This window comes from Bradyrhizobium oligotrophicum S58 (genome assembly GCF_000344805.1).
Classification (GTDB): domain Bacteria; phylum Pseudomonadota; class Alphaproteobacteria; order Rhizobiales; family Xanthobacteraceae; genus Bradyrhizobium; species Bradyrhizobium oligotrophicum.
In genome coordinates this window covers 25178-48727 of record NC_020453.1, presented here as the reverse complement: position 1 = coordinate 48727, position 23550 = coordinate 25178, and the positions used below count along the sequence as shown (strand labels likewise).

Below are 23550 nucleotides of genomic sequence, written 5' to 3'. Positions count from 1 at the left end.
TTGAGGTCAGCGGGCCTTAGGGCCCTCATAGGCCGCAACGATGCGCGCCACCAATTCGTGGCGAATGACATCCTCGCCGGTGAATCGGACCTGTGCGATACCATCGATGCCGTCGAGCAGGCGCGCAGCCTCGGCGAGGCCCGACGTCTGGCCGTTGGGCAGGTCGACCTGCGACGGATCGCCGGTGATGATCATGCGGCTGTTCTCGCCGAGACGGGTCAGGAACATCTTCATCTGCATCGATGTCGTGTTCTGCGCCTCATCGAGAATGATCGCGGCGTTGGTGAGCGTCCGCCCGCGCATGAAGGCGAGCGGCGCGATCTCGATCTCGCCGGCCTGCAGCGCGCGCTCGACGACGCGCGCATCCATCAGATCGTACAGCGCGTCGTAGATCGGGCGCAGATAGGGATCGACCTTCTCCCTGAGATCGCCTGGCAGGAAGCCGAGCCGCTCGCCGGCCTCCACCGCCGGGCGCGACAGGATGATGCGATCGACTTCCTTGCGCTCGAACAGTTGCGCGGCTTGCGCAACCGCGAGCCAGGTCTTGCCGGTGCCGGCCGGGCCGATGCCGAACACCAGCTCATGGCGCTTCAGCGCGCGGATGTAGGAATCCTGCGCGGCGGTGCGGGCGCGCACCGGGCGCTTGCGCAGGTTGATGCTCTCGAATGCGTTCTTGGCATTCTTGGCGTCGAATTCGAACAACGAGCCTTGCGCGACCACGGCGCGGATCGCGCCTTCGACGTCGCCCTGGGCCAGATCCTGGCCTTTCACTGCCTGGGCATAAAGCGATTCCAGCACCCGCCGCGCCGCGTCGCAGCCGTCGCGGGAGCCGCTGATGGTGATGTGGTTGCCGCGGGAATCGACGACGATGCCGAGCCTGCGCTCGACCAGCGCCAGGTTCTGGCCGTAGGGGCCGACCAGGGCGGAAGCGGCACGGTTGTCGTCGAAATCGATGACGACCTGGGTCTCGGGGGGCATGGCCATGTCGCGGTCGAACTTGCGGCTGGGAGCGAGGGAAGAGGAATCCGAAGCGCTCTTGGGCAAGTGCTCAGCCTCCGATGGACAGGAAGGGCGCGGGGGAGATGGGCGCGCGAGAGTTGGCTGCCGGCGCCGTGACGAGCTCGCCGAGCAGGCTGTAGCGTTCGAGACTGTCGATCCGCACCGGGAGCACCTGTCCGACGATATCGTGCGACGCCATGACATGCGCCGGCTGCAGATAGGCGGTTCGTCCGACCAGCTGGCCCGGCTTGCGGGCTGCGCGCTCGAACAGCACGTCGACGACGGTGCCGATCGCGGCCTTGTTGAAGGCGGATTGCTGACTGTCGATCAAGGCCTGGAGCCGCTCCAATCGCTCGTCCATCTCGGGGGCCGACACCATCTCCTGCAGGTCCGCCGCCGGCGTGCCGGGGCGCGGCGAATACTTGAACGAATACGCCGCAGCGTAGCCGATTTGATCGATCAGCGCGAGGGTGGCACGAAAATCTTCCTCGGTCTCGCCCGGGAACCCGACGATGAAGTCCGAAGAGAATGCAATATCCGGGCGCACTGCACGGAAACGGTCGACGACTTTCAGATAATCGGACGCGCCGTGTTTACGGTTCATCAGGCCGAGGATGCGGTCGGAACCGGACTGCACCGGCAGATGGACGAACGGCATCACCGCTCGGAGATCGCGATGCGCCGCAATCAGGCTGTCGTCGACGTCGTTGGGGTGGCTGGTCGAATAGCGGATCCGCGCCACGCCCGGGATTTCGGCGATCCGATAGAGCAGCCGTCCCAGCGTCCAGGGGCGGCCGTCAGGGCCGTCGCCATGATAGGCGTTGACGTTCTGGCCGATCAGCGTGATCTCGCGGACGCCGTTGTCGGTCAGCTGCCTGACATCGTCGACAATGCGTTCCACTGGCCGCGACATCTCGCTGCCGCGCGTATACGGCACCACGCAGAAGGTGCAGAACTTGTCGCAACCCTCCTGCACGGTGACGAAGGCCGACACGCCGCGGGCGCGAATGGCGTCGCGGCTCGGCTTGGCCAGCAAGCTGAACTTGTCCTCGGCCGGGAATTCGGTCTCGATCGCCGGCTCGCCGCGTCCGGCGCGGGCCAGCAGCTCCGGGAGATGGTGGTAGCTCTGCGGCCCGACCACGACGTCGACGGTGGGGGCGCGGGCGATGATCTCGGCGCCCTCCGCCTGGGCCACGCAGCCGGCCACGGCGATCTGTATCGCGCGGCCCGCCCTCGCGGCGTCCTCCTTCGCCACCCGCAGCCGCCCGAGCTCCGAATAGACCTTTTCAGAGGCCTTCTCGCGGATGTGGCAGGTGTTGAGGATCACGAGATCGGCGTCGCCGGCCTCAGTGGTCTCGACGAAGCCCTCAGCCCCCAGCGTGTCCACCATGCGCTGGGCATCGTAGACATTCATCTGGCAGCCATAGGACTTGATGTGCAGCTTGCGCGGCGGCGTCATGAACCCTTGCATACGGTCGGGGGCGCGCCCATTCGGCGCGGGGCTCAGATATAGGCTAGGCGGCTGAAAATCCAGCGAGCGAGCCCGTTTTCTGGCCCAGCCGGCTCAGAATGGCCGGCAATTGCCGCATATCGTCGAAAACCAGCGTGGCGCCGGCTGCCCGCAGGTTGTCCGCATGGCCCGTTCGGCAATGACTGCCACCGTGGAACCCGAGCACGGTCATACCGGCGGCGACTCCGCCCCGGATACCGGCAAGGCTGTCCTCGACCACGACGCAGGCCGCAGGACGCGCCTTCATCTGTGCCGCCGCGAACAGGAACAGATCCGGAGCAGGCTTGCCGTTCTCCACCTGGGAGGATGAGAAGATGTGCGGGGAGAGCCGGTCGTAGAGGCGGGTGGCGCCGAGGCTGACGCGCATGCGCTGGTGCGAGCCGGAGGAAGCGACGCAGACCGGCACGTCGATCGCGTCGAGCGTATCGGTGATGCCGGCGACCGGGTGCAGGTCCTGCTCGAACGCGCGGAACAGGCGCTCTTGCAGCCTGGCGTTGAAATCGGCGGGCAGGCTGCAGCCAAGCTCGGCCTCGACCTCCAGCGTCGCCTGTTTCGAGGAGCGGCCGAGGAAGCGCTCGAACACCTGATCCGCCGTGATCGGATAGCCGCACAGGCTGAGCACGTCGGCATGAGCCTGACAGGAGATCACCTCACTGTCGACCAGCACGCCGTCGCAATCGAAAATGACGAGATCGAGGTTCGAAGCCGCTGCGTCAGCCATTCGACTCTTCGTCGAGAGGCACGCAATACAGCTCGAGCCGGTGGTCGACCAGCTTGTAGCCGAGCTTGCGGGCGATCTCCGCCTGCAGCTTCTCGATTTCCTCGGAGGTGAACTCGATCACCTTGCCGTCGCGCAGGTTGATCAGGTGATCATGGTGGCTGTCGCGCATCTGCTCGTAGCGGGCGCGGCCTTCACGGAAATCGTGGCGCTCGATGATGCCGGCATCCTCGAACAGCTTCACCGTCCGATAGACGGTGGAGATCGAGATCTTGTCGTCGACCGCGACGCAGCGCCGATACAGTTCTTCGACGTCGGGATGGTCGCAGGCTTCCGCGAGCACGCGGGCGATCACCCGGCGTTGCTCGGTCATGCGCATGCCGGTGGCGGCGCAACGCGCTTCAATCCCGGAGGAGTTGAGCGCAGGCGTGGTTTTCAAGGAGGTCATTGTGTCTCGCCTCAAGGATGCGCTTTCTGCCACCAAGCGCATGTTACGACAAGTCCCGGCGCATCAGAAGCGCATTCAACTGTTCCCCACCCGGCTGAAGGTAATAGCGTTCCCGACGGCCGACGGTCGCAAATCCGGCACGTTCATAGAGTCGCCGGGCCGGCTGGTTGTTTTCCTCGACCTCGAGAAACACCGTCCGGACCCCGCGGCCTGCCAGATGCCCGAGATGCTGCAGCAACAGATCACGAGAAAATCCGCGTCCGCGCTGATTTGGGTCAAGCGCAACCGACAAAATTTCGGCCTCGTCCGCCCCGATTCGCGAGACGATGAAGCCGACCAGCTTCCGCCCGAGCCGCAGGCGATGGATCATCGTGTTGCGCTCGGTCAACATCGCTTCGAATTCGCCCTCGCCCCAGCCGCGGTGAAACGAGGCGGCGTGGATCTGGGCGAGCCGTCCGGCGTCACGCGGCGAGGCGGCCTCGATCGAGGGCTTGTGGCGGCCGAACCACCGGAAGAACATGTTCATCAGCGGGCGGCCGTCTGCGCCGGCTCGCGCGCCGGGTTGGCCGGCGGCTTCACGTCGGGCGCGCGCAGATAGAAGGGGCGCGCCGGCGCATGGGCCGGGTCGGCGGCAGCTCCGAGCCAAGCGACCCAGGCGATGTCGGGACCGGCCTGCGTGTCGACGGCCACCGGAGCGGCCGCATCCGCGGGCCATCGCGCGGCGAGGATGGACGCGGCATTGCCGACCAGATGCGGAGCGCCGAAGCGCGCGACGGTCAGCATGTCGTCGACGAGGGCGACCCGCGGCGCGACCAGCTCGTCGCCGCTGCCGCTCACGACCTGATAGTAGACCTGATCATGCCGCGCATCGATCGCCGAGATGACCGGACTTGCGCCGTCCTCGCTGACGACCGGAGCCGCATAGGCGGAGAGCGTGGTGACGCCGACGACCGGCTTGTGCGCCGCCAGCGCGATCCCGCGCGCGGCAGAAAGCCCGACCCTCAATCCGGTAAAACTTCCAGGACCGGTCGTCACCGCGATCCGGTCGAGATCGGGGAAGCCGGCGCCGGATTGCTGCATGACCCGCGCCAGGAGCGGCATCAAAGCTTCTGCATGACCGCGCTTCATCGGCAGCGTTTCGTGCGCACGCATCGTGGCCGAATCAGTGTCCAGAACGGCGGCGGCGCAATGGTCGAGGGCAGTATCGATGGCGAGTATCAGCATCCGGTCAGGTTCGCATTGAAGAGAGCGCCAAATACCTATTGTGGTACCTTGATAAAGTCAGTGACCACCTTCTTACATCCTCATCGGGAAAAACGCATCAAGGCGCAACTACTGACACGCTAAGCTACTGAATTAGCGGCTATTTAAGCAGATCTTTCCGCGCCTGTGGGAATTATCCGCTCGCTATTTTCAGGGATGTGCGCGCCGTCCGTCGGCGGATCGCCACCCCCGTCTCATCAGGCCACCGATCGCATCGGCAGCGAGATCGGCAATCTCAATGGCATCTCATCCGACGTCGTCGGCGCCCTCGATGCCATCAAGACCGCCATCGAGAGCGTCAATGACTACGTGTCATCGACGGCGCAGGCCGTCGGCGAGCAGAGCGCCGTGACCAGCGAGATCTCGGGGAGCATGCGCCAAGCGGCAGCGGAGGCGGCTTCTATTGGGAAGGCGGCGTAGAGGGCGAACGGAAAACAAGGAGTTGCGAGAAGCGAATGCACTTATTCGCTACTCGCCGCTCTCCACTTCTTACATCGGCCGGACTTCGACCACTTCGGGCACGAAGTGCTTCAGCAGGTTCTGGATGCCGTGCTGCAGGGTCGCGGTCGACGACGGGCAGCCGGAGCAGGCGCCCTTCATGTTCAGATAGACGATGCCTTCCTTGAAGCCGCGGAAGGTGATGTCGCCGCCGTCATTGGCCACCGCCGGGCGGACGCGCGTCTCGATCAGGTCCTTGATCATGCCGACCGTCTCGGTGTCGGCCTCGTCGTAGAACTCGTCGTCCTCGTCGGCGGACTCGTCATTGGCGGCGCTGCCATCGGCGAGCAGCGGCGCGCCCGACATGTAGTGCTCCATGATCGCGCCGAGGATCGCCGGCTTGAGGTGCTGCCATTCACCGTCGCTCTTGGTCACGGTGATGAAATCGGCCCCGTAGAACACGCCCGTGACGCCGTCGACGGCGAACAGGCGCTCGGCGAGCGGGGAGCGCGCGGCGGCGTCGCGGCTGCCGAACTCCATCGTGCCGGTGGGCAGTACGACGCGTCCGGGAATGAATTTCAGGGTGGCGGGATTGGGGGTGGCTTCGGTCTGGATGAACATGGTTTTCTCCGGCAGAGCCGGTTCAAGGCCGGCCTGTGAGCTTCTCTTAGCAGATGGCAAGGGCGCGCGCACGATCAAGAGGGAAGGGCCGGCGTTTCCCGCCTAAACCTATGAAAGAGCGTCGATATCGGCATCCCTGAGGTCGCCCGGGACGATTACCAGCGGGATCGGGAAGGCGCCGATCGTCTTGGTGACATGGGTCACCAGCGGCCCTGGGCCCTCGGGGCCGGAATGGGCTGCGAGCACCAGGAGCGCGATATCGCTGTCGTGCTCGATGGTCGCCAGGATCTGCGCCGTCGGCTCGCCCTCGCGGATGACCCGTTCCGGGGCGGTGACGCCGATCGCGGCCAGCAGCACCGCGGCCTGGTCGAGCTCGGCATTCGCCTGCTCCTGCGCCTCCGCGCGCATCAGATCCGCGACCCCCAGCCATTGCTGGTTCTGATCCTCGGTCTCGATGACGTGCAGCATCACGATGCGGCCGCTGGCGCGGAGCGCCCAGCGCCCGGCATAGCGGATCGCGCGGTCCCATTCCTCGCTGTCGTCGACCACGACCAGGCATTTTGGCGCATGGCCGGACTGGTAGCTCTGCCGCTGCACCGCCATCGCGTGTCCCGCCTGTTGCTGCAAGTCGAACAAAACGATGCTGCCACAGCCCATCTCCGTTGGGGAGAGGGCCGCCGGTTCCAATTGCCTTAGGCGACGCGCCGCGCGAGCCGCGCCGTCCCGTCAGGGCTTGCGGATGAAGCCGACAATGTCCTTGGCGGTCTTCATCGTCTCCGCGGCGATGGCCTGGGCGCGGTCGGCGCCGTCGACCAGGACGGATTCGACATAGCCGGGATCGGCTGTCAGGCGCTTCATCTCGGCTGCGATCGGCCCGAGCTTGGTGACGCACAGCTCGACCAGCGCGTTCTTGAAGCTGGAGAACTGGCCGCCGCCGAAATCCCGGAGCACGTCGGCCTTGCTGCGATCCGACAGCGCGGCATAGATGCCGACGAGGTTGTCGGCCTCGGGACGTGCGTCCAGCCCCTTCTCCTCGGTCGGCAGTGGCTCCGGATCGGTCTTGGCCTTGCGGACCTTCTGCGCGATCGTATCGGCATCGTCCGTCAGGTTGATGCGCGAGTAGTCCGAGGCATCGGACTTCGACATCTTCTTGGTGCCGTCGCGCAGCGACATCACGCGCGTCGCCGGACCGGTGATGAAGGGTTCCGGCAGCGGGAAGAACAGGCCGTCGCCGAAGCCGTGGCTGCGGATCGAGTCGCCGTAATCATTGTTGAACTTCTGGGCGATGTCGCGCGAAAGCTCGAGATGCTGCTTCTGATCCTCGCCGACCGGAACATGGGTGGCGCGGTAGAGCAGGATGTCGGCGGCCATCAGCACCGGGTAGTCGTAGAGACCGACCGATGCATTCTCGCGGTCCTTGCCGGCCTTCTCCTTGAACTGGGTCATCCGGTTCAGCCAGCCGATGCGCGCGACGCAGTTGAAGATCCACGCCAGCTCGGCATGGCCGGAGACCTGGCTCTGGTTGAACACGATGTGCTTCTTCGGATCGATGCCGGCCGCAATGAACGCAGCCGTGACCTCGCGGGTGTTGCGCGCGAGTTCGGCGGGGCCGCCCCAGACGTCGATCGGCATGGTGATCGCGTGCATGTCGACGACGCAATAGATGCAGTTGTGCGTCTCCTGCATCTTCACGAAGTTGACGATCGCGCCGAGATAATTGCCGAGATGCAGGTTGCCGGTCGGCTGGACGCCCGAGAAAACTCGTTCCACGAAGGCCATGGTCGCTTGTTCCAGATGATGGATTTGCTGCGTCGTTTGGCACGAGCGCCTCAAAGGTGCAAGTCGCGGGCAGGCCTTTGCCGGAGCGCACGGACCGTCTCACCCCAGCTGATGGCGCCGAGGGCGAGAAGAAGCACGGTATAAAGGATGACGGCGACCGCGATCAGCGCCAGCAGCATGGCCGCGCCAAGGCCGTGACCGTCGAAGGTACCAGGGATCCGCGTTGAAGCGCTCCAGAGCAAGGCGGCCATCACGGCTGCAGCGAGCGCGATGCGCGGCAGCCGGCGTCGCGACGCCGGCTGAAGGTTGAAGCCGAAGCGCGCGGCGCCGCGCCGGAGCAGGACCGCGGCATTGGCCCAGGCCCCGAGCGCAAGTCCAGCGGCAATCCCGCCGGCGCCGAAGGCGTGGCCGAGCAGGAACGACAGCGCGACCGCCGCGCTGAATCCGATCAGGGTCGCGCGCAACGGCGTCTGCGTGTCCTCGCGGGCGAAGAATGCGGGTTGCAGCGCCTTGGTCAGCACCTGCGCCGGCAGTGCGGCGGCAAGCCAGGTCAGCACCCGCGCCGTCGCGGCTGTGTCCTCCGCGTTGAACGCGCCGTGTTCGAACAGCAAACGAACGATCGGCTCGTTCAGAATCATCAGTCCGAGCGTCGCCGGCAGGGCGAGGCCCATCGTCAGCTCGAGACCGCGCGATTGAACCTCCGACAGCGCATCCTCATTGCCGGCATGCAGGGCGCGCGCCAGCTCCGGCACCAGCACCGTGCCCATCGCGACGCCGACGAGGCCGAGAGGTAGTTCGATCAGACGATTGGCGAAATAGAGCCATGACACCGCCGAGGGCGTGGTCGAGGCGATGATGGCGCCGCCGACCGCGAGCAGTTGCGGGCCCGCGCTCGCGATCATGCCCGGCAGCGCCTTGGCGAAGAAGCCGCGCATCTCGGCATCGACGACGACGCGCACGGGCGAGGCCGGATTGCGGCCCCGCCGGCGCTGCGCGAGCATCGCGAGCTGCAGCAGCCCCGCAAGGCCGATCGTCGCCGCAAGCAGCATGGCAGCCTCCGACGGATCCTGATGTCGCGTCAGCAACACCACGGTCGTGGCGATCATCGCGACGTTGAAGAGCAGCGGTGCGAAGGCCGCCAGGGCGAAGCGGCCTTGTGCACTGGAGAGTGCAAGCAGCACGGTCGAGGGACCGGCGAAGGCGAGATAGGGCAGCATCAGCCGAGCGTCGGTGACTGCCAAGGTGAGCGTCTCTTCACCGGCGAAGCCGGGTGCGAGCACCGTCATCGCGAACGGCATCAGCAGGGCCAGCGCGAAAGTGGCTGCAAACACGCCGGTGCTGACGGTGCCGAGCACGCGGCCGGCAAAAGCTGCCGCCTTTGTTGCGCCGGCCTGCTGGTATATCCGCAACCAGGCCGGCACCAGCGCTGCATTGAGCGCGCCTTCCGTCAGCAGGCGCCGGACCACGTTGACGAGCTGAAACGCGGCGAGAAACGCGTCCGCAACCGGCCCGGCGCCGAGCAGCGCGGCGATCAGCGCGTCTCTGCCGAAGCCGAGCAGGCGCGAGGCTAGTGTTCCTGACAACACGGTCACGAATGATCGGATCATGAGGCTTCTATAGCAGCGCTGCTTGTGATAGGCCGCAGCGTTTGCAAACGCCGTAAACGGGGCCAGTGGATGACTGACGCGAAATACGATGTTCTCGGCATCGGCAACGCGATTTTCGACGTGTTGGTGCAGGCCGATGAAGCCTTTCTCGCCAGGCACGGCATGACCAAGGGTAGCATGGCGCTGATCGAGGAGGCGCGCGCCGCCGCGATTTACCGCGACATGGGCCCGGCCACCGAGATGTCGGGCGGTTCTGGGGCCAATACTATCGTCGGCCTCGCGAGCCTCGGCGCGCGTGCTGCCTATGTGGGCAAGGTCAGGGATGACCAGATCGGCCGGATGTACACGCATGACATCCGCGCGGCGGGCGTCGCCTTCGACACCGCGGCTGCCGCCGATGGTCCGGCCACAGGCTGCTGCTACATTCTGGTGACGCCCGACGGCGAGCGCACCATGAACACCTATCTCGGCGCGGCGCAGAACCTCACCTCAGCCGACATCGATCCCGCGCAGATTGCAGCCGCGCGCATCGTCTATCTCGAAGGTTATCTGTGGGACCCGAAGGACGCCAAGGACGCGTTTGTGAAGGCGGCGACGATCGCCCATGATGCGGGCCGCGAGGTCGCGCTGACCTTGTCGGATTCGTTCTGCGTCGACCGCTATCGCGAGGAATTTCTCGACCTGTTGCGCGGCGGCACCGCCGACGTCGTGTTCGCCAACGAGGCCGAGCTGCATTCGCTGTATCAGACCTCCGATTTCGACGGCGCGCTGAAGCAGCTGCGCGAGGACGCCACGCTCGGCATCGTCACCCGCAGCGACAAGGGCTGCATGGTGGTGTCGAACGACGGCGTGATCGCGGTGCCGGCGCATCCGATCGAGACGCTGGTCGACACGACGGGCGCGGGCGACCTGTTCGCTGCCGGCTTCCTGTTCGGCCTGGTGCGCAAGACCGGCTACGAGATCGCCGGCCGCCTCGGCGGCCTCGCCGCCGCCGAGGTGATCCAGCACATCGGCGCCAGGCCGCAGGTGTCGCTGAAGGACCTGGCAGCGCAGAACGGGTTGAAGGTGTAAGCCCGCATCTCGCGGCTTGCTCGGTGTCTCTTACCTCTCCCCGCTTGCGGGGGAGAGGTCGGATCGCATCGTTAGATGCGATCCGATGAGGGGGTACAGGACTCACTATCAGCACCACCCGTGCGTCTGCCTCTCAGCGCGAACGAAGCTCGTCGCGGCCTCGTAAGAACGGGGCGAGGGGGCGCGCCGTTCGTGCGGCAACGGCTCGTCTCTTTCTGCCAAATATTCCTATCTGCCAAATACTCGAGCTGATTGTTGGCGCCTTCATTCAGGGCAGAAAACTTATTAGTTGGGACAAAAGCGCTGCGCGGAGGCAGCGGTCTCACCGATCATCCGCCTCCGCGCCGTCTCACTTCACTACGCCGCCTTCTGCCCGCCGGCTGCATCCAGCCCGGCATAGACGCCGCGCTCGAATCCGGCAAATGTCTCCAGGCACAGCGGGTCGGCGAACGGCAGCAGCTGCATCAGGATCACGCCGGTGACGTCGCGCGCGGGGTCGATCCAATAATAGGTGTTGGCGAGGCCGGCCCAGGCGAGGCTGCCGGCGCTGCGGCCTTCGGCCGTCTGCGCCGTCGTGATCATGAAGCTGAGGCCCCATTTCTTGACGATGTCGGGATAGAGATCGACGTCGTTGGTCACGCCGGGCACCGCCGCGGCCATCTTCGTCATCTCGAGTTCTCCGATGTGGTTGTCGCGCATCGAAGCGACCGTCTCGGGCTTAAGCACCTGGTTGCCGTTGCCGCGGCCATTGTTGAGGATCATCCGGGTGAAGCGGATGTAGTCGCCGGCCGTGCCATAGAGCCCGCCGCCGCCCATGTGGAATTCAGGCTCCTGCTCGAGTTCGAACGGGATCGGCGCCAGGGTGCCATCCTCGCCGCGGGCATGCATGCCGACCAGACGTTCGCGCTGCGACGGGCCGAGCTTGAAGCCGGTGTCGTCCATGCCGAGCGGCGCGAACAGATGGTCGCGCAGATAGGCGTCCAGCTTCATCCCGCTGGCGGCCTCGACCGCCTTGCCGACGAAATCGATGTTGATGCCATATTCCCAGCGCGTGCCGGGATCGGAGGCGAGCGGCAGCGTGAGCGCGTCGTTCTTGCAGGTGATGATGCCGGGCGTGCCGGCCTTCTGCACGTAGCTCGCCATGTCGCCGTTCCACATGTCGTAGCAGAAGCCGGCGGTGTGGGTCATCAGATGGCGCAAGGTGATCGCGGTCTTCGCCGGCCGCAGGATCGGCTCGCCGTTCGCATCGAAGCCGTCGAGCACCTTGGGCGCGGCGAGGTCGGGCAACACGGTTCCGATCGGGGCATCCAGCGACAACCGGCCCTGCTCGACCAGCTGCATGCCGGCGGCGCAGGTGATCGCCTTGGTCATCGAGGCGATCCAGAACACGCTGTCTGATGTCATCGGGTCGGCACGGCCGAGGTCGCGCTTGCCGAACGCGCCTTCGTAGATGACGCCGTTGCTGTCCGCCGCGACCGCGACGACGCCGGGAATGTCGCCGGCCTCTGCCTTCTGCCGCAGCCCGTGATCAATGTCCGACTTGTTCTGCATGGTCTCCTCCGTTCCGTTCTTGTTGACGGTACAGGATTGTTCTCCGAGCCTGCGCGACCGGCAAGGACCGCAGGCTGCCGCACCGGTCGCGATGTCGTGATGATGCGATGCGAACGACGCAGTGGGGGAGAACGGCGCACGCGAAGTCACAGCCCTTCAAAATCCTCAGAGAATCATGATTAGTTCCATGGAGCCGCAGGTCCCGCACATGGCCGCCATGTTCCCGCCACGGGCTTGCGACTGTTGTGAGTTGCAACCATTTCTGCCTTAAAGGGTTCAACAACCGGCTTTTTCCGGCCGAAGACGTGTTTTTGGCGGCACTGTCCGCCGTTGGGGGCGATATGATTTCGACGTGGAGCGAGTGGAAACGGTATCCGCGGCCGGGCCGCGGTGACAATATCGAGGCACCGATCACTCCGGGGATCTACGAGGTCCGCATCGCTGCGACCGGCGCGCTGTATTCGTTCGGAGCTGTCGATAACGTGGCGCAGGCGCTGGCGCTTCTGCCCGTCGGCCACAAATCGTGGTTCGGGCGCCGCGATCCCGCCAGCTTGCCGGATCTCGAATACCGCACCTGCGCAACCTCGACCAAGGCCGACGCCAAGGCGGCGGCGGAGCGCATGATCGGCCGTCGCGAGACCTATATGAGCGGCGCGGCCTGACGCCACGCCCGGCGCGGCGCCGTCGCTCTCCGCACGGCATTTGGTGCTGTAAAGGTACGCATCACCCGGTCGAATCTACCGTTCGTGAGCCGCACGAGCCGTGCGCCGCTGCCGTGTCGTGGCTATATTCGAAGCGAAATACCGCTCGCTCTCGAGGAGTTGCCGATGACACCGACCGCCGCTGCCCGCTCCACGCCATCCGCGACCACCGCCTTGCGCGAACGCCTGAAGGACGCCGCGCTGCTGCGCGAGCAGTGCTACATCGAGGGCGCCTGGGTCGGTACGCCGGTGCTGCCGGTCAACAATCCCGCAACCGGCGCCGAACTCGCCAAGATCGCGCAACTCGGCGCCGCGGAGACCACGCAAGCCGTCGAGGCCGCCGCGCGCGCCTTTCCGGCCTGGGCCAAGCTGACCGCCAAGCAGCGCTCCAACATTCTGCGCAAATGGTTCGAGCTGATCACGGCCAACCGCGAGGACCTCGCGCTGATCCTGACCTCGGAACAGGGCAAGCCGCTCAGCGAGGCGCTCGGCGAGGTCGACATCGGCGCCGCCTATATCGAGTTCTTCGCCGAGGAGGCGCGTCGCGTCTATGGCGAGACCATCCCGACACAGAAGCCCGATGCGCGCCTGCTGGCGCTGAAACAGCCGATCGGCGTCTGCGGTGCGATCACGCCGTGGAATTTCCCGAACTCGATGATCACCCGCAAGGTGTCGCCGGCGCTGGCCGCCGGCTGCACTGTGGTGCTGAAGCCGGCCAACGAGACGCCGCTGTCGGCACTGGCGCTCGCCGTGCTCGCCGAGCGCGCCGGCATCCCGAAGGGCGTGCTCAACATCATCACTGGCGATGCGCCTGCGATCGGCAAGGTGCTGTGCGAGCATCCGTCGGTGCGCTTCGTCGGCTTCACCGGTTCGACCGAGGTCGGCAAGATCCTCTATCGCCAGTCGGCCGGCACGGTGAAGAAGCTCGGGCTCGAGCTCGGCGGCAACGCGCCGTTCGTGGTGTTCGACGATGCCGATATCGATGCGGCCGTCGAGGGCGCGATGGTGTCGAAATATCGCAACATGGGCCAGACCTGCGTCTGCGCCAACCGCCTCTATGCGCAGGACGGCATCTACGATCAGTTCGTGCACAAGCTCGCCGCCAAGGTCGCGGCGATGAAGATCGGCGACGGTACCGAGGCCGGCGTCACGCAGGGGCCGCTGATCAACGAGGAAGCGGTCGAGAAGGTCGAGCGGCACATTGCCGATGCCATCAAGGGCGGCGCCAGGATCGTCACCGGCGGCAAGCGCCATGCGCTCGGCCGCACCTTCTTCGAGCCGACCGTGCTGTCCGACGTGAAGGCCGACGCGCTGGTCGCGCATGAGGAGACGTTCGGCCCGCTCGCGCCGGTGATCCGTTTCCAGGATGAGGCCGAAATCATCGCGATGTGCAACGCCTCGCCGTTCGGTCTTGCATCCTACTTCTACGCCCGCGATCTCGGCCGCGTTTGGCGCGTCGCCGAGGCGCTGGAATCGGGGATGGTGGGCGTCAACACCGGCCTGATCACGACGGAGGTCGCGCCGTTCGGCGGCGTCAAGGAGAGCGGCCTCGGACGCGAGGGCTCGCATCATGGCATCGAGGAATATCTCGAGATCAAATATGTGATGATGGCGGGGGTGTAGGGGCAGGCCGTCTTCAGGCCGTCTTGGGCAGCTTGTCCACCGGCACCATGTAGGACTTGTTGCCGACCTGGTAGATGACTTTCCCGCTCTTGCCGTCGTCGGTCGAGATCTGCGTCTGCTCGAACATGATGACGTTCTTGTAGACGATCCCGGTGCCCTGGCGCGTGATGCCGTTGGCCATCACGCTGACCTGCGCTTCCTTGCCGTTGACGGACAGCACGCGAAAGCTCGCGCTCATGCCGTTCTCGCCGGAATAGCCGGCCCAGCTACCGACCAGGTTGCTCTCACTGGCCGGAGGGGCCTGCTTCTCGAGCATCGCCGTGGCCTTGCCGCCGCCAGCCGAGAACAGCAGCACGGCGCTCTTGCCGTTCTTGGTGCCGAGTGTGACCGCCCCGAAGTCGATGGTCGAGCCGTTGACCTGGCCGATGCCGCGCTCGGTCCGGCCGTTATGCGTGTATTCGACCGTGGCCGCCGCGCCGCGGATGTTCACGACCTTGAAGCTCACGGCCTGATTGTTTGCCGTCCACGAGCCCTTCCATTCACCGAGCAGATTGCTCTGGTGATAGACCCGCTCCATCGCGGGAGAGATCTGGTTGGTGCTTTGCACGACCGCCATGTGCACTCCAAAAGAGCTCGAACGCTCTTGTCGTGATGTTTCAGATCGTTACAGACTGTTTCAGCAAAGACGTAAGCGGGCAGAGTTAACGATCGATTAATCGTTGGCCTGGTCGCACCGCGGCGCGCCGCGACCGATCGCCTCAGCATCGCAAATGGTCCGGTTGCCGAGGCTCGATCGCTCGGCGCCGCTGGTCGCTCCCGGCCACGATCCCTGACCGCAAGGGCAAGAGGCTCCGGCAATATTGATGCGAGCGAGCCGCTTGCAGAGCGGCGCTCGATCGTCGACCATGTCATGACGTAAGACTCACCCTCGAATCTACGAGCCCAACCATGACTGCGGCACCAACGCGCACCCGCGTCGGCCGGTTGCCCGAAGCAGATGCGCGGCGACTCGATGAGGACGGCTATCTGCTGCTGCGAGGCGCGATCCCGGCGGCGTGGATCGGGCCGCTGCGTGCGGCGTTCGAGGCCGGCACGGTGCCGTCGGAGCAATGGCCCGTTCCGCGTGGCCGCGACTGGCGTCACGCGATGGTCGATCTCGATCCGACGGTGCAGCAGGTCAGCCGCCTGCCGATGTTGCTCGCCGCCGTCCATCATATCCTGCAAGCGCCGTTCTTCCTCGGCCAGGTCGAAGGGCGCGAGCCGCGCGCGGATGGCGGCGCGCAGCCGCTGCATCGCGACAGCGTCGAGCTCTGGCGCACCGACGCGGTGTCGGCGCTGGCCTTTCTCGATCGCTTCGGCCCGGACAACGGCGCCACGCAGGTGGCGCCGGGCACGCATCGTCGCGCCGCGGATGGTGTGCAGGCGTCGTCATCGGCGTTCGTCACGGCGGGCGAGGCTGGCGACGTCCTGCTGTTCGACGTCAATCTGCTGCATGGCGCCACGCGCAATCGCAGCGGCGCACGCCGCCGCTCGCTGCTGATCACCTACGCCATCTCGGCGCAGCAGGAGGACTGGCGCAAGACGCGCGAATTGCGCGCAGTGCGCATGGATCAGGACGAGATTTTCGGGGCTGACTGACCCCCGCAGCGTCACAACCACCGTCATTCCGCGGCAAGGCCGCAGGCCTGGAACGTCGAATGACGTTGGTCGTGACGCAGCAGAACTAACCGCGCCTACTCGTTCCGACGTCACGCGCCTTTGCCTCGTCAGACAGAGAGAACGCTCATGAAGTTGTACGATGCCGCAACCGCTCCAAGCCCGCGTCGCGTGCGGATCTTCCTTGCCGAGAAAGGCCTCGCCATTCCAACCGTGCAGCTCGATCTGCGCGCCGGCGAGCAGTTCAAGCCGGAGTTTCGCGCGCTGAATCCGCAGTGCACCGTTCCGGTGCTGGTGCTCGACAGTGGCGCCGCCATCACCGACGTCATCGCGATCTGCCGCTATCTCGAGGAACTGCATCCCATCCCGCATCTGATGGGCCGGGACGCGGAAGAGCGGGCGCTCATCGAATGCTGGCTGCGGCGGATCGAATGGGATGGCATCTACGCCATCCAGGAAGCCTTTCGCAACAGCCTCCCAGGACTGGAGCGTCGGGCATTGCCGGGTCCGCTGCCGCTCGACCAGATCCCGGCGCTGGCGGAGCGCGGCCGTCTGCGTGTCGCGCATTACTTCGCATGGCTGGATGCGCGGCTGGCCGATCAAGCCTTCGTCTGCGGCACCGATTTCAGCATCGCCGACATCAGCGCCATGGTGGCAGTCGATTTTGCGGCCCGCGCCAAGCTCGATCCGCCGGATCATCTCCATCATCTCAGGCGATGGTACAACGCCGTTTCAAGCCGTCCGAGCGCGAAGGCCTAGCCAGATGCGCGGCGGGTTGCGCGACAAGTCTCCTTAGCGTGATCCGAAGCGCTGCTTGGCGGCGTCGCTGACCGGCGTATACAGACTCACGATCGTCCCTTCGGGGTCTCGGAACTGAGCGGCGCGATTGCCCCAGGGCATCGTCTTCGGTGGGTGCACCACCTCGACCTCGTCCTTCAGCCGCGCGAAATCGCCATCCACGTCATTGACCTCGAACTCCAGAATGGCGCTGCGGTTGGCGCCGGGCTCCGCGCTGCCCTCCTTGAACAGCGCCACGGTGTCGGCGCTGCCGATCGCAAGCGTTGCGCGCGACGTGACGATCTCCGCGAATGCCGGCGCCAGCCAATCCGCCTTCTGCTCGGTGACCTTTTCGTAGAAGCTGACCAGGGCCTTGATGTCGGCGGCCACGAGGCGGGTCGATGCGAACTTCATGAGCATTGTTTCCTTGCGGTTGGTGCGATCGGTCACCTCACCCGTACGGCAGGGCTGCTGACAAGGGTGTGTCAGCAGCGATCACCGGCTTGGCAACGCCGCCGTCATGCCGTGAGCCCTGCCAGCCCCTCCCAATCGAAATTGATGCCGTGGCCGGGCCGCGTTGCGGCCAGCGCCAGGCCGTCCTCCAGCACGAGCGGGTGCTCGATATAATTGTCGAGCCCGAAGCCATGCGCTTCGAGAAACGAGCGGTTGGGGCAGGCGGCGAGCATGTGCACGGTGATGTCATGCGCGCCGTGGCTGGTGACGGGCAGGTTGAATGCCTCCGCCAGCCGCGCGATCTTCATGAACGAGGTGACGCCGCCGCAATTGGTGACATCCGGCTCGGGATAGGACACCGCGCCCGCGGCGATGTAGGCCTTGAAATCCCACAGCGAGCGCAGATTCTCGCCGGCCGCGATCGGCACGCCGCCGGCGCTGAGAATGCGGGCATGTCCCGCAACGTCGTCGGGAATGGTCGGCTCCTCGAGCCAGGTGAGATCGAACGGCTGCAACGCGCGGGCGGCGCGGATGGCCTCCTCGACCGTCCACTTCATGTTGGCGTCCGCCATCAGCGGAAAGCCGTCGCCGAGATGCTTGCGCATCGCCCGGACACGCGCGACGTCGGCGCCGAGATCGGGGCGGCCGACCTTCATCTTGATGGCGCGAAAACCCTTGGCAAGATTGTCGTCGGTCTGCTGCAACAGCGCGTCGACAGAAAGATCGAGGTCGATGCCGCCAGCGTAGCAGGGCACGCGGGCATCGAAGCCGCCGAGCAGGCGGAACAGCGGCAGCTCGGCGCGCTGCGCCTTCAGGTCCCACAGCGCAATGTCGAGCGCCGACAATGCGAGCACGACGGGCCCGCCGCGTCCGCCATAATGCAGGCCCCACCAGACCCGATGCCAGATCGCCTCGGTGTCGTCGGCCTCGCGGCCCGCGACCAGGTCCGGGATCTCACGCTTGAGAACGTCCGCGACCGCGCCGCCGTTGCGGCCGACCGTGTAGGTGTAGCCGATGCCCTCGGCGCCATCTGCATCGCGGACGCGGCAGGTGATCAGCTCGAACGCCGTCATCTCGCCATGCGTGCTGTCAGACAGCGTGATGCCGAGCGGAATGCGATAGAGACCGGTTTCGATCGTCGCGATCAGCGCCATCGGCGTGGTTCCTTCCCCGGATTTTTGTACAGGTTAGGCTGATGGCGAGCACCGGGCAATTGCTCATGACGTCGGCCTGATGCCGTCTGAGCGACGGAACTGATGCGCATGTGGGCGCAGGACATAGCGGGCGTTTACGCCCCTTGTGCTCATCGCTATGGTCGGACATGGCTCCAACTCATTCAGTCCTGCTCGACCTCGACGGCACCCTGATCGATTCGCAGCCCGGCATCGCCGCGAGCACGTTGGCGACCTTGCGTGCGCTCGGGCACGCGCCGGACGACGCGCTCGACATCCGCAGCGTGATCGGGCCGCCGCTGCAGGACATGTTGCGGGTGCTGTTGCGGGCCTATGGCGACGACCGCGTTGACGAAGCCGTCGCCGCTTATCGCCAGCACTATGGTGACAGCGGCCTGTTCGGCAGCGAGCTCTATCCGGGCATCAGCGACGCGCTGCGGGAGATGCACGGTGCCGGGTTACGAATCTATCTGGCGACATCGAAGCGCGAGGTGTTCGCGCGGCGCATTCTGGAGCATCTGCAGCTGGCGCCGTATTTCGACGCGATCCACGGCTCGGTGCCGTCTGGTGAGCTGGACCACAAGCCGGAGCTGCTCGCGCATATTCTCACCGAGCGGAATATCGCTGCGCCCGACGCGATCATGGTCGGCGACCGTCGCCACGACATTGTCGGCGCCCAGGCCGTCAGGATGCGCAGCCTCGGCGTGCTCTGGGGCTATGGCAGTCGGGACGAGCTCGAAACGACCGGCGCAGATCAGTTGGTGGCACGGCCTGCGGACCTCGCGCGCACGGTTCTGTCGATGCTGAAGCGATAGCTCGGCGCCTGTCGGGCCCACGGGACTTGCAGCGCCTCGCCGTTTGCGTCGTCAATCTTGCACCGGAACCGGAAAGCCGCGAATATCCCGGCTAACTGAGCCATCATCCCGGGAATACCACACACATGAAGTTCGACGACGTCATCCTCGGCCGCCGCAGCATCCGCGGCTACAAGCCCGATCCGGTGCCGCGGGCGCTGATCGAGGAAATCCTCGCTCTGGCGATGCGCGCGCCGTCGTCGATGAACACCCAGCCTTGGAATTTCTACGTCATCACCGGCGAGCCGCTCAATCGCATCCGTGCCGGCAACACCGAGAGGATGCTCGCGGGCGTGCCGCAGTCGCGCGAGTTTCGCATCGGCCAGCCGTTCGATGGCGCGCATCGCGAGCGCCAGATCGGCGTCGCCAAGCAATTGTTCTCCGCGATGGGCATCGCGCGCGACGACAAGGACAAGCGCCAGGACTGGGTGCTGCGCGGCTTTCGCCAGTTCGATGCGCCGGTCTGCATCATCGTGACCTATGATCGCGCGCTCGACGGCAGCGACGACACGCCGTTCGATTGCGGCGCCGTCACCACCGCGCTCGTCAACGCCGCCTGGTCGCGCGGGCTGGGCGCCGTGATCAACAGCCAGGGCATCATGCAGTCGCCCGTGGTCCGAGAGCACGCCGGCATCGCCGACGATCAGGTCATCATGAAGAGCATCGCGCTCGGCTGGCCCGATCACGATTTCCCGGCCAACGCCGTGGTGTCGGAGCGCAAGCCGGTGAAGGAAGCGACGGTGTTCGTGGGGTTCGAGGACTAGGCGCCTTCCAGGCGTTTGCAGAAATCGCCGATCACGGCCGCCGCGGCGTCGGCATGGGTTGCGAGCAGCATGTGCGGAGCATTCATCCGGTGCAGCTCGCAGTCCGGTCTGGCGGCAAGGATTGCGGCAATCTGCTTCTGCAGGATCAGCCAATCCGAGGTCCCATGCAAGCAAAGCATCGGGCATGTAGTCGCGCGCAGGCGGTCGCGCTTGTCGACCCGAAGCGCATTTCCTGCCCGCGCTCGAAGGACGGCATGCGGCAGGCAATCCAAGACGTCTCGCAATTGTCGCCGGAGCGACGGAGTTGCTGCAGAGCCCATGAGGACCGCAATGATGAGCTTCGTCGGTACCCATCTCGGGTCGAGCAGCCACGTGAACCGGGACAGCCATTTCGGCAGCCGATGGCGCGCGAAGCTGGAGGCAAGGATGAGTCCTGCGACCTGCCTGCTCGACGCTGCGATCTCGATCGCGATCGGTCCGGAAAATGATTCGCCCAGAATGACGAACCGATCTGCCGGCAGTCGTTCTCGAACGAACGCCGTGAGCTGGTTATAGTCGAGGTCGCGATCGGCCGGGTAGGCAATGATGCGAACGGGACCATACGCCGATAACCGTTCGGCCAAAGGTCGCAGCAGCTCTCCCGTTCCGTCCATGCCGGGCAAGAGGACAATAGAGGTCTTCGCGGATTGGCTCATGCGGTTAGCTTAGCACGCCGCGTGAGACCGAGCGCTTACCGTCCCCTTTGGACGACATATGCGGAAGTTTGACCGCCTATGTTGGAGGATCGAGCAGCACCCAAAGCCGCGCGATGCGGCCATCGACGATCTCGGCAACGTCGGCGCCGGTCACCGCGACAGGGCCACCTCTCGGGCCCGCCTGCCAGGCGAGACGTGCCAGGCCATGGTGCCCGACCGCCGTCGCGATCGGCACGAAAGCGAAATCAGCTCCGAACTTCTGAAGAAGCTGTCCTGCGACCTGCGAAATCGCGTCCCGTCCCTGAACGATGTCGGTTGGCTCGAACATCACGGGTGTTTCGACGAACAGCTCGGCGATTGCCGCCTCCCGCTTGGCCGGATCGCGTTCGTTGAAGACACGGTTGAGGTTCGATCGAAGAAGATGGTCGTAGTCTGTGACTGCATCCGACATGTCCCGGTCCTTTGATTTTTTGTGCCTGCCGCACGGGCCGTTTGGTCGTCGTGGTGCGTTATTGGCCCGCCGCACCCTGAAGACTGTCCAACAGGCCGAGCTGGCCCATCATGATGGTGGCGGCGGTATAGCAGTGAAACGATTTCACCTTGCCATTCTCGAGATGGAAGACGTCACAGCACGGCGCGTGAATCTCACGCCCTGTGGCAGGGATGGTGCCGAGGGGCAGCGCCAGCGCCCCCTTGTGCGTGCCGTTGAGCGAAAGTTCGACCACCACCACGTCACCCGCGACGTAGATCAGATCGAGCGCGCGGTGCATGTCCGGAAATGCTTCCGCGTAGATATCGACGGTCTTGCCGATGTCGGCGCCTGAATAGCGCTTGCCGGCCGACACATCCCAGAAATAGCCGTCCTCAGCGAACATTGCGGTGAAGGCGCGCGAGTCCTGGATCTCGGCGACCTCGTAGAGCTTGCGGATGATGCGTTCGTTCTCGGTCATTTCTGTCTCGCATGAGTTGGACGGAGGAGCTCTCGAGAGCGAGAGCTCGCGAGGATTGCGACGTGCAGGGCGTGGAGAGCAATCGAAAGGTCGGGCCGGGGGCCCGCGCCACGGCGGTTTCAGATCTGGGCCTGCCCGCCATCCACGAACAGCTCGGTGCCGTTGACGAAGCTTGCGTCGTCCGAGGCGAGAAACACGGCGGCCTTTGCGATCTCGTCGGGATCGCCGACTCGGCCGAGAGGAATGCGCGAGGCGAGATAGTCGAGCAGCCCCTGTTGCTGAGCGGCGTCGGGTCCGGCGAGTTCGACCAGGCCCGGCGTCTTGGTGGCGCCGGGACTAAGCGTGTTCACGCGAATGCGCCGGTCCTTGAGGTCGAGAATCCAGTTGCGTGCAAACGCGCGGACCGCGGCCTTCGAGGCGCCGTAGACGCTGAACGCGGGCGTGCCCTCGGTTCCGGCGGTCGAACCGGTCAGGATCACCGAGGCGCCGTCCCGGAGCAGCGGCAGCGCCTTCTGTACGGTGAACAGGACGCCCTTCACGTTGCGGTCGAACGTCTCGTCATACTGCTGCTCGGTGATCTGGCCGAGCGGCAGCATCGACCCGCCGCCAGCGTTGACGAACAGCACGTCGATGCGGCCGGCCTCCTGCTTGACCTGCTGATAGAGCAGATCGAGGTCGGCGAGCTTCGCGGCATCGCTCTGAACACCTCTCGCGCCTTTCCCGATCGCGGTGACGGCGGCCTCGAGTTCCGGCTTGCGGCGGCCGGTGACGTAGACCTGGGCGCCCTCGGCGGCGAAGCGCTTGGCCGTTGCCAGTCCGATTCCACTGGTGCCGCCGGTGACGACGGCGATCTTTCCGTTGAGCTTCTGGGACATGGTGATCTCTCCTGTTGCGTTGATGAACAGAAGATGGCGCACGCTGCGATATTTCAGTATAGCAATGATCGAAATTCATCATTGCGGAATTGTCGATGTCGTCCTCCAGATTGCCCGACTTCGAAGGGCTCGCGCTGCTGGCCAGGGTTGCCGAGGAGCGCTCCTTCGCCGGCGCCGCGCGCGCGCTGAACCTGTCTGTGGCGACAGTCTCGCGGGGCATCAGCCGTCTCGAGGACCGGCTTGGTGCGAGGGTGTTCAACAGGACATCGCGCAAGGTGGCGCTGACCGACTTCGGCCGCCGGCTGGCGGAGCGCGGCGCGCGCATGCTGCTGGAAGCCGAGGAGGCCGAAAGCGCCGCGCGCGAATTGTCGAGCCGGCCGCGCGGCACGATCAATCTCGCGGTGCCGATGTCGTTCGGCTTGCGCGAGGTCAGTCCGCTGCTTCCCGCCTTCGTGCGTGAATATCCCGAGATCACGCTCAACCTGCATCTCAGTGACGCCACCGTCGACCTGATCGGCGACGGCTTCGACGCCGCGCTGCGGATCGCGGCGCTGCCGGATTCTTCGCTGGTCGCAAGACAGCTGCGCCCGCTCAGCCGCTTCCTCGTCGCCTCGCCGGCCTACATCGCCCGCTACGGACGACCGCAGTCCCCGGCAGAGCTGAACGTCCACCATTGTCTCGGCTACGCCTATCGTGCGCGGACCAGCACCTGGCATCTCACGCACAAGGACGGCAGCGAAGCCGCGGTGACGCCGACCGGCCCGCTGTCAGTGACCAACATCGATGCGCTGCTCCCGGCCCTGCTGGACGGCATAGGCATCGCCGAGCTGCCGTGCTTCGTCGCGGAGCCCCACCTTGCCGAGCGCCGGCTCGAAATTCTGCTGCCTGATTGGCGGCTCCCCGGTGGCGGATTGTATTTCATGACGCCGACGGTCCGCGCGCGGCCTGCGCGGGTTGAGGTCCTGGGTGAGTTCCTGGCGAAGCACCTGTCTCGCCCGCGCGATCATCGCGCGTAGCTGTGGCAG

General features: G+C 65.6%; 26 protein-coding genes and 1 pseudogene. 9 read left to right on the top strand and 18 right to left on the bottom strand.

Annotation, left to right across the window (positions count from 1 at the left end):
- Positions 1-6 precede the first annotated feature (6 nt).
- The 6 genes from S58_RS00240 to tsaB are packed head-to-tail and all read right to left on the bottom strand — an operon-like array spanning position 7 to position 4899.
- Positions 7-1044: a PhoH family protein gene (locus S58_RS00240; protein WP_015663211.1), complete on the bottom strand. Its 1038-nt coding sequence runs from the start codon at positions 1042-1044 to the stop codon at positions 7-9.
- 4 nt (positions 1045-1048) lie between these two features.
- Complete coding sequence (gene miaB / locus S58_RS00235; RefSeq protein WP_042340461.1) at positions 1049-2458, bottom strand: tRNA (N6-isopentenyl adenosine(37)-C2)-methylthiotransferase MiaB; 1410 nt, start codon at positions 2456-2458, stop codon at positions 1049-1051.
- A 55-nt stretch (positions 2459-2513) separates the two neighbouring features.
- Positions 2514-3230, bottom strand: coding sequence for an HAD family hydrolase (locus tag S58_RS00230; RefSeq protein ID WP_015663209.1), 717 nt, complete (start codon positions 3228-3230; stop codon positions 2514-2516).
- Positions 3223-3675 (bottom strand): Fur family transcriptional regulator, encoded by a 453-nt coding sequence (locus S58_RS00225; RefSeq protein ID WP_015663208.1) that lies wholly within the window; start codon positions 3673-3675, stop codon positions 3223-3225. Before S58_RS00225 ends, S58_RS00230 begins: the two co-directional genes overlap by 8 nt.
- 43 nt (positions 3676-3718) lie before the next feature.
- A complete protein-coding gene (gene rimI, locus S58_RS00220; RefSeq protein WP_015663207.1) occupies positions 3719-4201 on the bottom strand; it encodes a ribosomal protein S18-alanine N-acetyltransferase in 483 nt (160 codons plus the stop codon).
- The gene (tsaB, locus tag S58_RS00215; RefSeq protein ID WP_015663206.1) at positions 4201-4899 is read right to left on the bottom strand and encodes a tRNA (adenosine(37)-N6)-threonylcarbamoyltransferase complex dimerization subunit type 1 TsaB; all 699 of its coding nucleotides are present in this window, start codon (positions 4897-4899) and stop codon (positions 4201-4203) included. The genes rimI and tsaB overlap by 1 nt, the downstream gene beginning before the upstream one ends.
- 237 nt (positions 4900-5136) lie before the next feature.
- Between tsaB and S58_RS00210 the strand changes: the two are divergent.
- Positions 5137-5358: pseudogene (locus S58_RS00210) on the top strand (histidine kinase); the annotation flags it as partial.
- Positions 5359-5427: 69 nt separating this feature from the next.
- Here S58_RS00210 and S58_RS00205 read toward each other — a convergent pair.
- The 4 genes from S58_RS00205 to murJ all read right to left on the bottom strand — a co-directional run bounded on the left by S58_RS00205 (position 5428) and on the right by murJ (position 9383).
- A complete protein-coding gene (locus S58_RS00205) occupies positions 5428-5997 on the bottom strand; it encodes a NifU family protein (protein WP_015663204.1) in 570 nt (189 codons plus the stop codon).
- A gap of 108 nt (positions 5998-6105) precedes the next feature.
- Complete coding sequence (locus S58_RS00200) at positions 6106-6600, bottom strand: universal stress protein (RefSeq protein WP_042340460.1); 495 nt, start codon at positions 6598-6600, stop codon at positions 6106-6108.
- 123 nt (positions 6601-6723) lie between these two features.
- Entirely contained in the window at positions 6724-7776 is a 1053-nt protein-coding gene (gene trpS, locus S58_RS00195) for a tryptophan--tRNA ligase (protein ID WP_015663202.1), read from the bottom strand.
- A gap of 50 nt (positions 7777-7826) precedes the next feature.
- Complete coding sequence (gene murJ / locus S58_RS00190; RefSeq protein ID WP_042338462.1) at positions 7827-9383, bottom strand: murein biosynthesis integral membrane protein MurJ; 1557 nt, start codon at positions 9381-9383, stop codon at positions 7827-7829.
- Positions 9384-9452: 69 nt separating this feature from the next.
- Here murJ and S58_RS00185 point away from each other — a divergent pair, with 69 nt between their 5' ends.
- On the top strand, positions 9453-10454 hold the full coding sequence (locus tag S58_RS00185; protein WP_015663200.1) for an adenosine kinase: 1002 nt from the start codon (positions 9453-9455) through the stop codon (positions 10452-10454).
- A 357-nt stretch (positions 10455-10811) separates the two neighbouring features.
- Here S58_RS00185 and S58_RS00180 read toward each other — a convergent pair whose 3' ends face one another.
- Positions 10812-12005, bottom strand: a complete 1194-nt coding sequence (locus S58_RS00180; RefSeq protein WP_015663199.1) for a serine hydrolase domain-containing protein — start codon at positions 12003-12005, stop codon at positions 10812-10814.
- 341 nt (positions 12006-12346) lie between these two features.
- Between S58_RS00180 and S58_RS00175 the strand changes: the two genes are divergently transcribed.
- A complete protein-coding gene (locus S58_RS00175; protein ID WP_042338461.1) occupies positions 12347-12667 on the top strand; it encodes a hypothetical protein in 321 nt (106 codons plus the stop codon).
- 165 nt (positions 12668-12832) lie between these two features.
- Positions 12833-14329, top strand: coding sequence for an NAD-dependent succinate-semialdehyde dehydrogenase (locus tag S58_RS00170; protein WP_015663197.1), 1497 nt, complete (start codon positions 12833-12835; stop codon positions 14327-14329).
- A 13-nt stretch (positions 14330-14342) separates the two neighbouring features.
- On the opposite strand, the gene S58_RS00165 is transcribed toward S58_RS00170, so the two are convergent.
- Entirely contained in the window at positions 14343-14945 is a 603-nt protein-coding gene (locus tag S58_RS00165) for a hypothetical protein (protein ID WP_015663196.1), read from the bottom strand.
- 332 nt (positions 14946-15277) lie between these two features.
- Between S58_RS00165 and S58_RS00155 the strand changes: the two genes are divergently transcribed.
- Together S58_RS00155 and S58_RS00150 are read left to right on the top strand one after the other, a co-directional pair.
- Positions 15278-15967 carry a phytanoyl-CoA dioxygenase family protein gene (locus S58_RS00155; RefSeq protein ID WP_015663195.1) on the top strand — a complete coding sequence of 230 codons (690 nt, stop codon included), beginning with the start codon at positions 15278-15280 and terminating at the stop codon, positions 15965-15967.
- Positions 15968-16114: 147 nt separating this feature from the next.
- On the top strand, positions 16115-16744 hold the full coding sequence (locus tag S58_RS00150; protein ID WP_015663194.1) for a glutathione S-transferase family protein: 630 nt from the start codon (positions 16115-16117) through the stop codon (positions 16742-16744).
- 33 nt (positions 16745-16777) lie between these two features.
- Here the strand turns inward: S58_RS00150 and S58_RS00145 are convergent, their stop codons facing one another.
- Positions 16778-17176, bottom strand: coding sequence for a VOC family protein (locus tag S58_RS00145; protein WP_015663193.1), 399 nt, complete (start codon positions 17174-17176; stop codon positions 16778-16780).
- A gap of 104 nt (positions 17177-17280) precedes the next feature.
- Positions 17281-18369 (bottom strand): mandelate racemase/muconate lactonizing enzyme family protein, encoded by a 1089-nt coding sequence (locus S58_RS00140; RefSeq protein WP_015663192.1) that lies wholly within the window; start codon positions 18367-18369, stop codon positions 17281-17283.
- A 167-nt stretch (positions 18370-18536) separates the two neighbouring features.
- On the opposite strand from S58_RS00140, the gene S58_RS00135 reads away from it, so the two are divergent.
- Positions 18537-19202, top strand: coding sequence for an HAD hydrolase-like protein (locus S58_RS00135; RefSeq protein ID WP_015663191.1), 666 nt, complete (start codon positions 18537-18539; stop codon positions 19200-19202).
- 125 nt (positions 19203-19327) lie between these two features.
- Positions 19328-20005 carry a nitroreductase gene (locus S58_RS00130; RefSeq protein WP_015663190.1) on the top strand — a complete coding sequence of 226 codons (678 nt, stop codon included), beginning with the start codon at positions 19328-19330 and terminating at the stop codon, positions 20003-20005.
- Here the strand turns inward: S58_RS00130 and S58_RS00125 are convergent.
- From S58_RS00125 to S58_RS00110, 4 genes are all read right to left on the bottom strand, one after another.
- Entirely contained in the window at positions 20002-20700 is a 699-nt protein-coding gene (locus S58_RS00125) for an alpha/beta fold hydrolase (protein ID WP_015663189.1), read from the bottom strand. The two genes, S58_RS00130 and S58_RS00125, sit on opposite strands and share 4 nt — an antisense overlap.
- A gap of 76 nt (positions 20701-20776) precedes the next feature.
- Positions 20777-21151 carry a nuclear transport factor 2 family protein gene (locus S58_RS00120; protein WP_015663188.1) on the bottom strand — a complete coding sequence of 125 codons (375 nt, stop codon included), beginning with the start codon at positions 21149-21151 and terminating at the stop codon, positions 20777-20779.
- 58 nt (positions 21152-21209) lie between these two features.
- On the bottom strand, positions 21210-21650 hold the full coding sequence (locus S58_RS00115; protein ID WP_015663187.1) for a nuclear transport factor 2 family protein: 441 nt from the start codon (positions 21648-21650) through the stop codon (positions 21210-21212).
- A gap of 119 nt (positions 21651-21769) precedes the next feature.
- Positions 21770-22525 (bottom strand): SDR family NAD(P)-dependent oxidoreductase, encoded by a 756-nt coding sequence (locus S58_RS00110; protein ID WP_015663186.1) that lies wholly within the window; start codon positions 22523-22525, stop codon positions 21770-21772.
- 95 nt (positions 22526-22620) lie between these two features.
- On the opposite strand from S58_RS00110, the gene S58_RS00105 reads away from it, so the two are divergent.
- Positions 22621-23541, top strand: coding sequence for a LysR family transcriptional regulator (locus S58_RS00105; protein ID WP_015663185.1), 921 nt, complete (start codon positions 22621-22623; stop codon positions 23539-23541).
- The last annotated feature ends 9 nt before the right edge of the window (positions 23542-23550 follow it).

What these genes read in the sequence shown, in the direction of transcription:
- rimI (WP_015663207.1), bottom strand. Translation starts at nt 4,201, where the DNA reads ATGAACATGTTCTTCCGGTGGTTCGGCCGCCACAAGCCCTCGATCGAG.
- S58_RS00165 (WP_015663196.1), bottom strand. Translation starts at nt 14,945, where the DNA reads ATGGCGGTCGTGCAAAGCACCAACCAGATCTCTCCCGCGATGGAGCGG.
- miaB (WP_042340461.1), bottom strand. Translation starts at nt 2,458, where the DNA reads ATGACGCCGCCGCGCAAGCTGCACATCAAGTCCTATGGCTGCCAGATG.
- S58_RS00155 (WP_015663195.1), top strand. Translation starts at nt 15,278, where the DNA reads ATGACTGCGGCACCAACGCGCACCCGCGTCGGCCGGTTGCCCGAAGCA.
- tsaB (WP_015663206.1), bottom strand. Translation starts at nt 4,899, where the DNA reads ATGCTGATACTCGCCATCGATACTGCCCTCGACCATTGCGCCGCCGCC.
- S58_RS00110 (WP_015663186.1), bottom strand. Translation starts at nt 22,525, where the DNA reads ATGTCCCAGAAGCTCAACGGAAAGATCGCCGTCGTCACCGGCGGCACC.
- S58_RS00120 (WP_015663188.1), bottom strand. Translation starts at nt 21,151, where the DNA reads ATGTCGGATGCAGTCACAGACTACGACCATCTTCTTCGATCGAACCTC.
- S58_RS00115 (WP_015663187.1), bottom strand. Translation starts at nt 21,650, where the DNA reads ATGACCGAGAACGAACGCATCATCCGCAAGCTCTACGAGGTCGCCGAG.
- S58_RS00130 (WP_015663190.1), top strand. Translation starts at nt 19,328, where the DNA reads ATGAAGTTCGACGACGTCATCCTCGGCCGCCGCAGCATCCGCGGCTAC.
- S58_RS00125 (WP_015663189.1), bottom strand. Translation starts at nt 20,700, where the DNA reads ATGAGCCAATCCGCGAAGACCTCTATTGTCCTCTTGCCCGGCATGGAC.
- S58_RS00225 (WP_015663208.1), bottom strand. Translation starts at nt 3,675, where the DNA reads ATGACCTCCTTGAAAACCACGCCTGCGCTCAACTCCTCCGGGATTGAA.
- S58_RS00180 (WP_015663199.1), bottom strand. Translation starts at nt 12,005, where the DNA reads ATGCAGAACAAGTCGGACATTGATCACGGGCTGCGGCAGAAGGCAGAG.
- S58_RS00150 (WP_015663194.1), top strand. Translation starts at nt 16,115, where the DNA reads ATGAAGTTGTACGATGCCGCAACCGCTCCAAGCCCGCGTCGCGTGCGG.
- murJ (WP_042338462.1), bottom strand. Translation starts at nt 9,383, where the DNA reads ATGATCCGATCATTCGTGACCGTGTTGTCAGGAACACTAGCCTCGCGC.
- S58_RS00185 (WP_015663200.1), top strand. Translation starts at nt 9,453, where the DNA reads ATGACTGACGCGAAATACGATGTTCTCGGCATCGGCAACGCGATTTTC.
- S58_RS00135 (WP_015663191.1), top strand. Translation starts at nt 18,537, where the DNA reads ATGGCTCCAACTCATTCAGTCCTGCTCGACCTCGACGGCACCCTGATC.
- S58_RS00200 (WP_042340460.1), bottom strand. Translation starts at nt 6,600, where the DNA reads ATGGCGGTGCAGCGGCAGAGCTACCAGTCCGGCCATGCGCCAAAATGC.
- S58_RS00205 (WP_015663204.1), bottom strand. Translation starts at nt 5,997, where the DNA reads ATGTTCATCCAGACCGAAGCCACCCCCAATCCCGCCACCCTGAAATTC.
- S58_RS00175 (WP_042338461.1), top strand. Translation starts at nt 12,347, where the DNA reads ATGATTTCGACGTGGAGCGAGTGGAAACGGTATCCGCGGCCGGGCCGC.
- S58_RS00170 (WP_015663197.1), top strand. Translation starts at nt 12,833, where the DNA reads ATGACACCGACCGCCGCTGCCCGCTCCACGCCATCCGCGACCACCGCC.
- S58_RS00105 (WP_015663185.1), top strand. Translation starts at nt 22,621, where the DNA reads ATGTCGTCCTCCAGATTGCCCGACTTCGAAGGGCTCGCGCTGCTGGCC.
- S58_RS00140 (WP_015663192.1), bottom strand. Translation starts at nt 18,369, where the DNA reads ATGGCGCTGATCGCGACGATCGAAACCGGTCTCTATCGCATTCCGCTC.
- S58_RS00230 (WP_015663209.1), bottom strand. Translation starts at nt 3,230, where the DNA reads ATGGCTGACGCAGCGGCTTCGAACCTCGATCTCGTCATTTTCGATTGC.
- S58_RS00145 (WP_015663193.1), bottom strand. Translation starts at nt 17,176, where the DNA reads ATGAAGTTCGCATCGACCCGCCTCGTGGCCGCCGACATCAAGGCCCTG.
- trpS (WP_015663202.1), bottom strand. Translation starts at nt 7,776, where the DNA reads ATGGCCTTCGTGGAACGAGTTTTCTCGGGCGTCCAGCCGACCGGCAAC.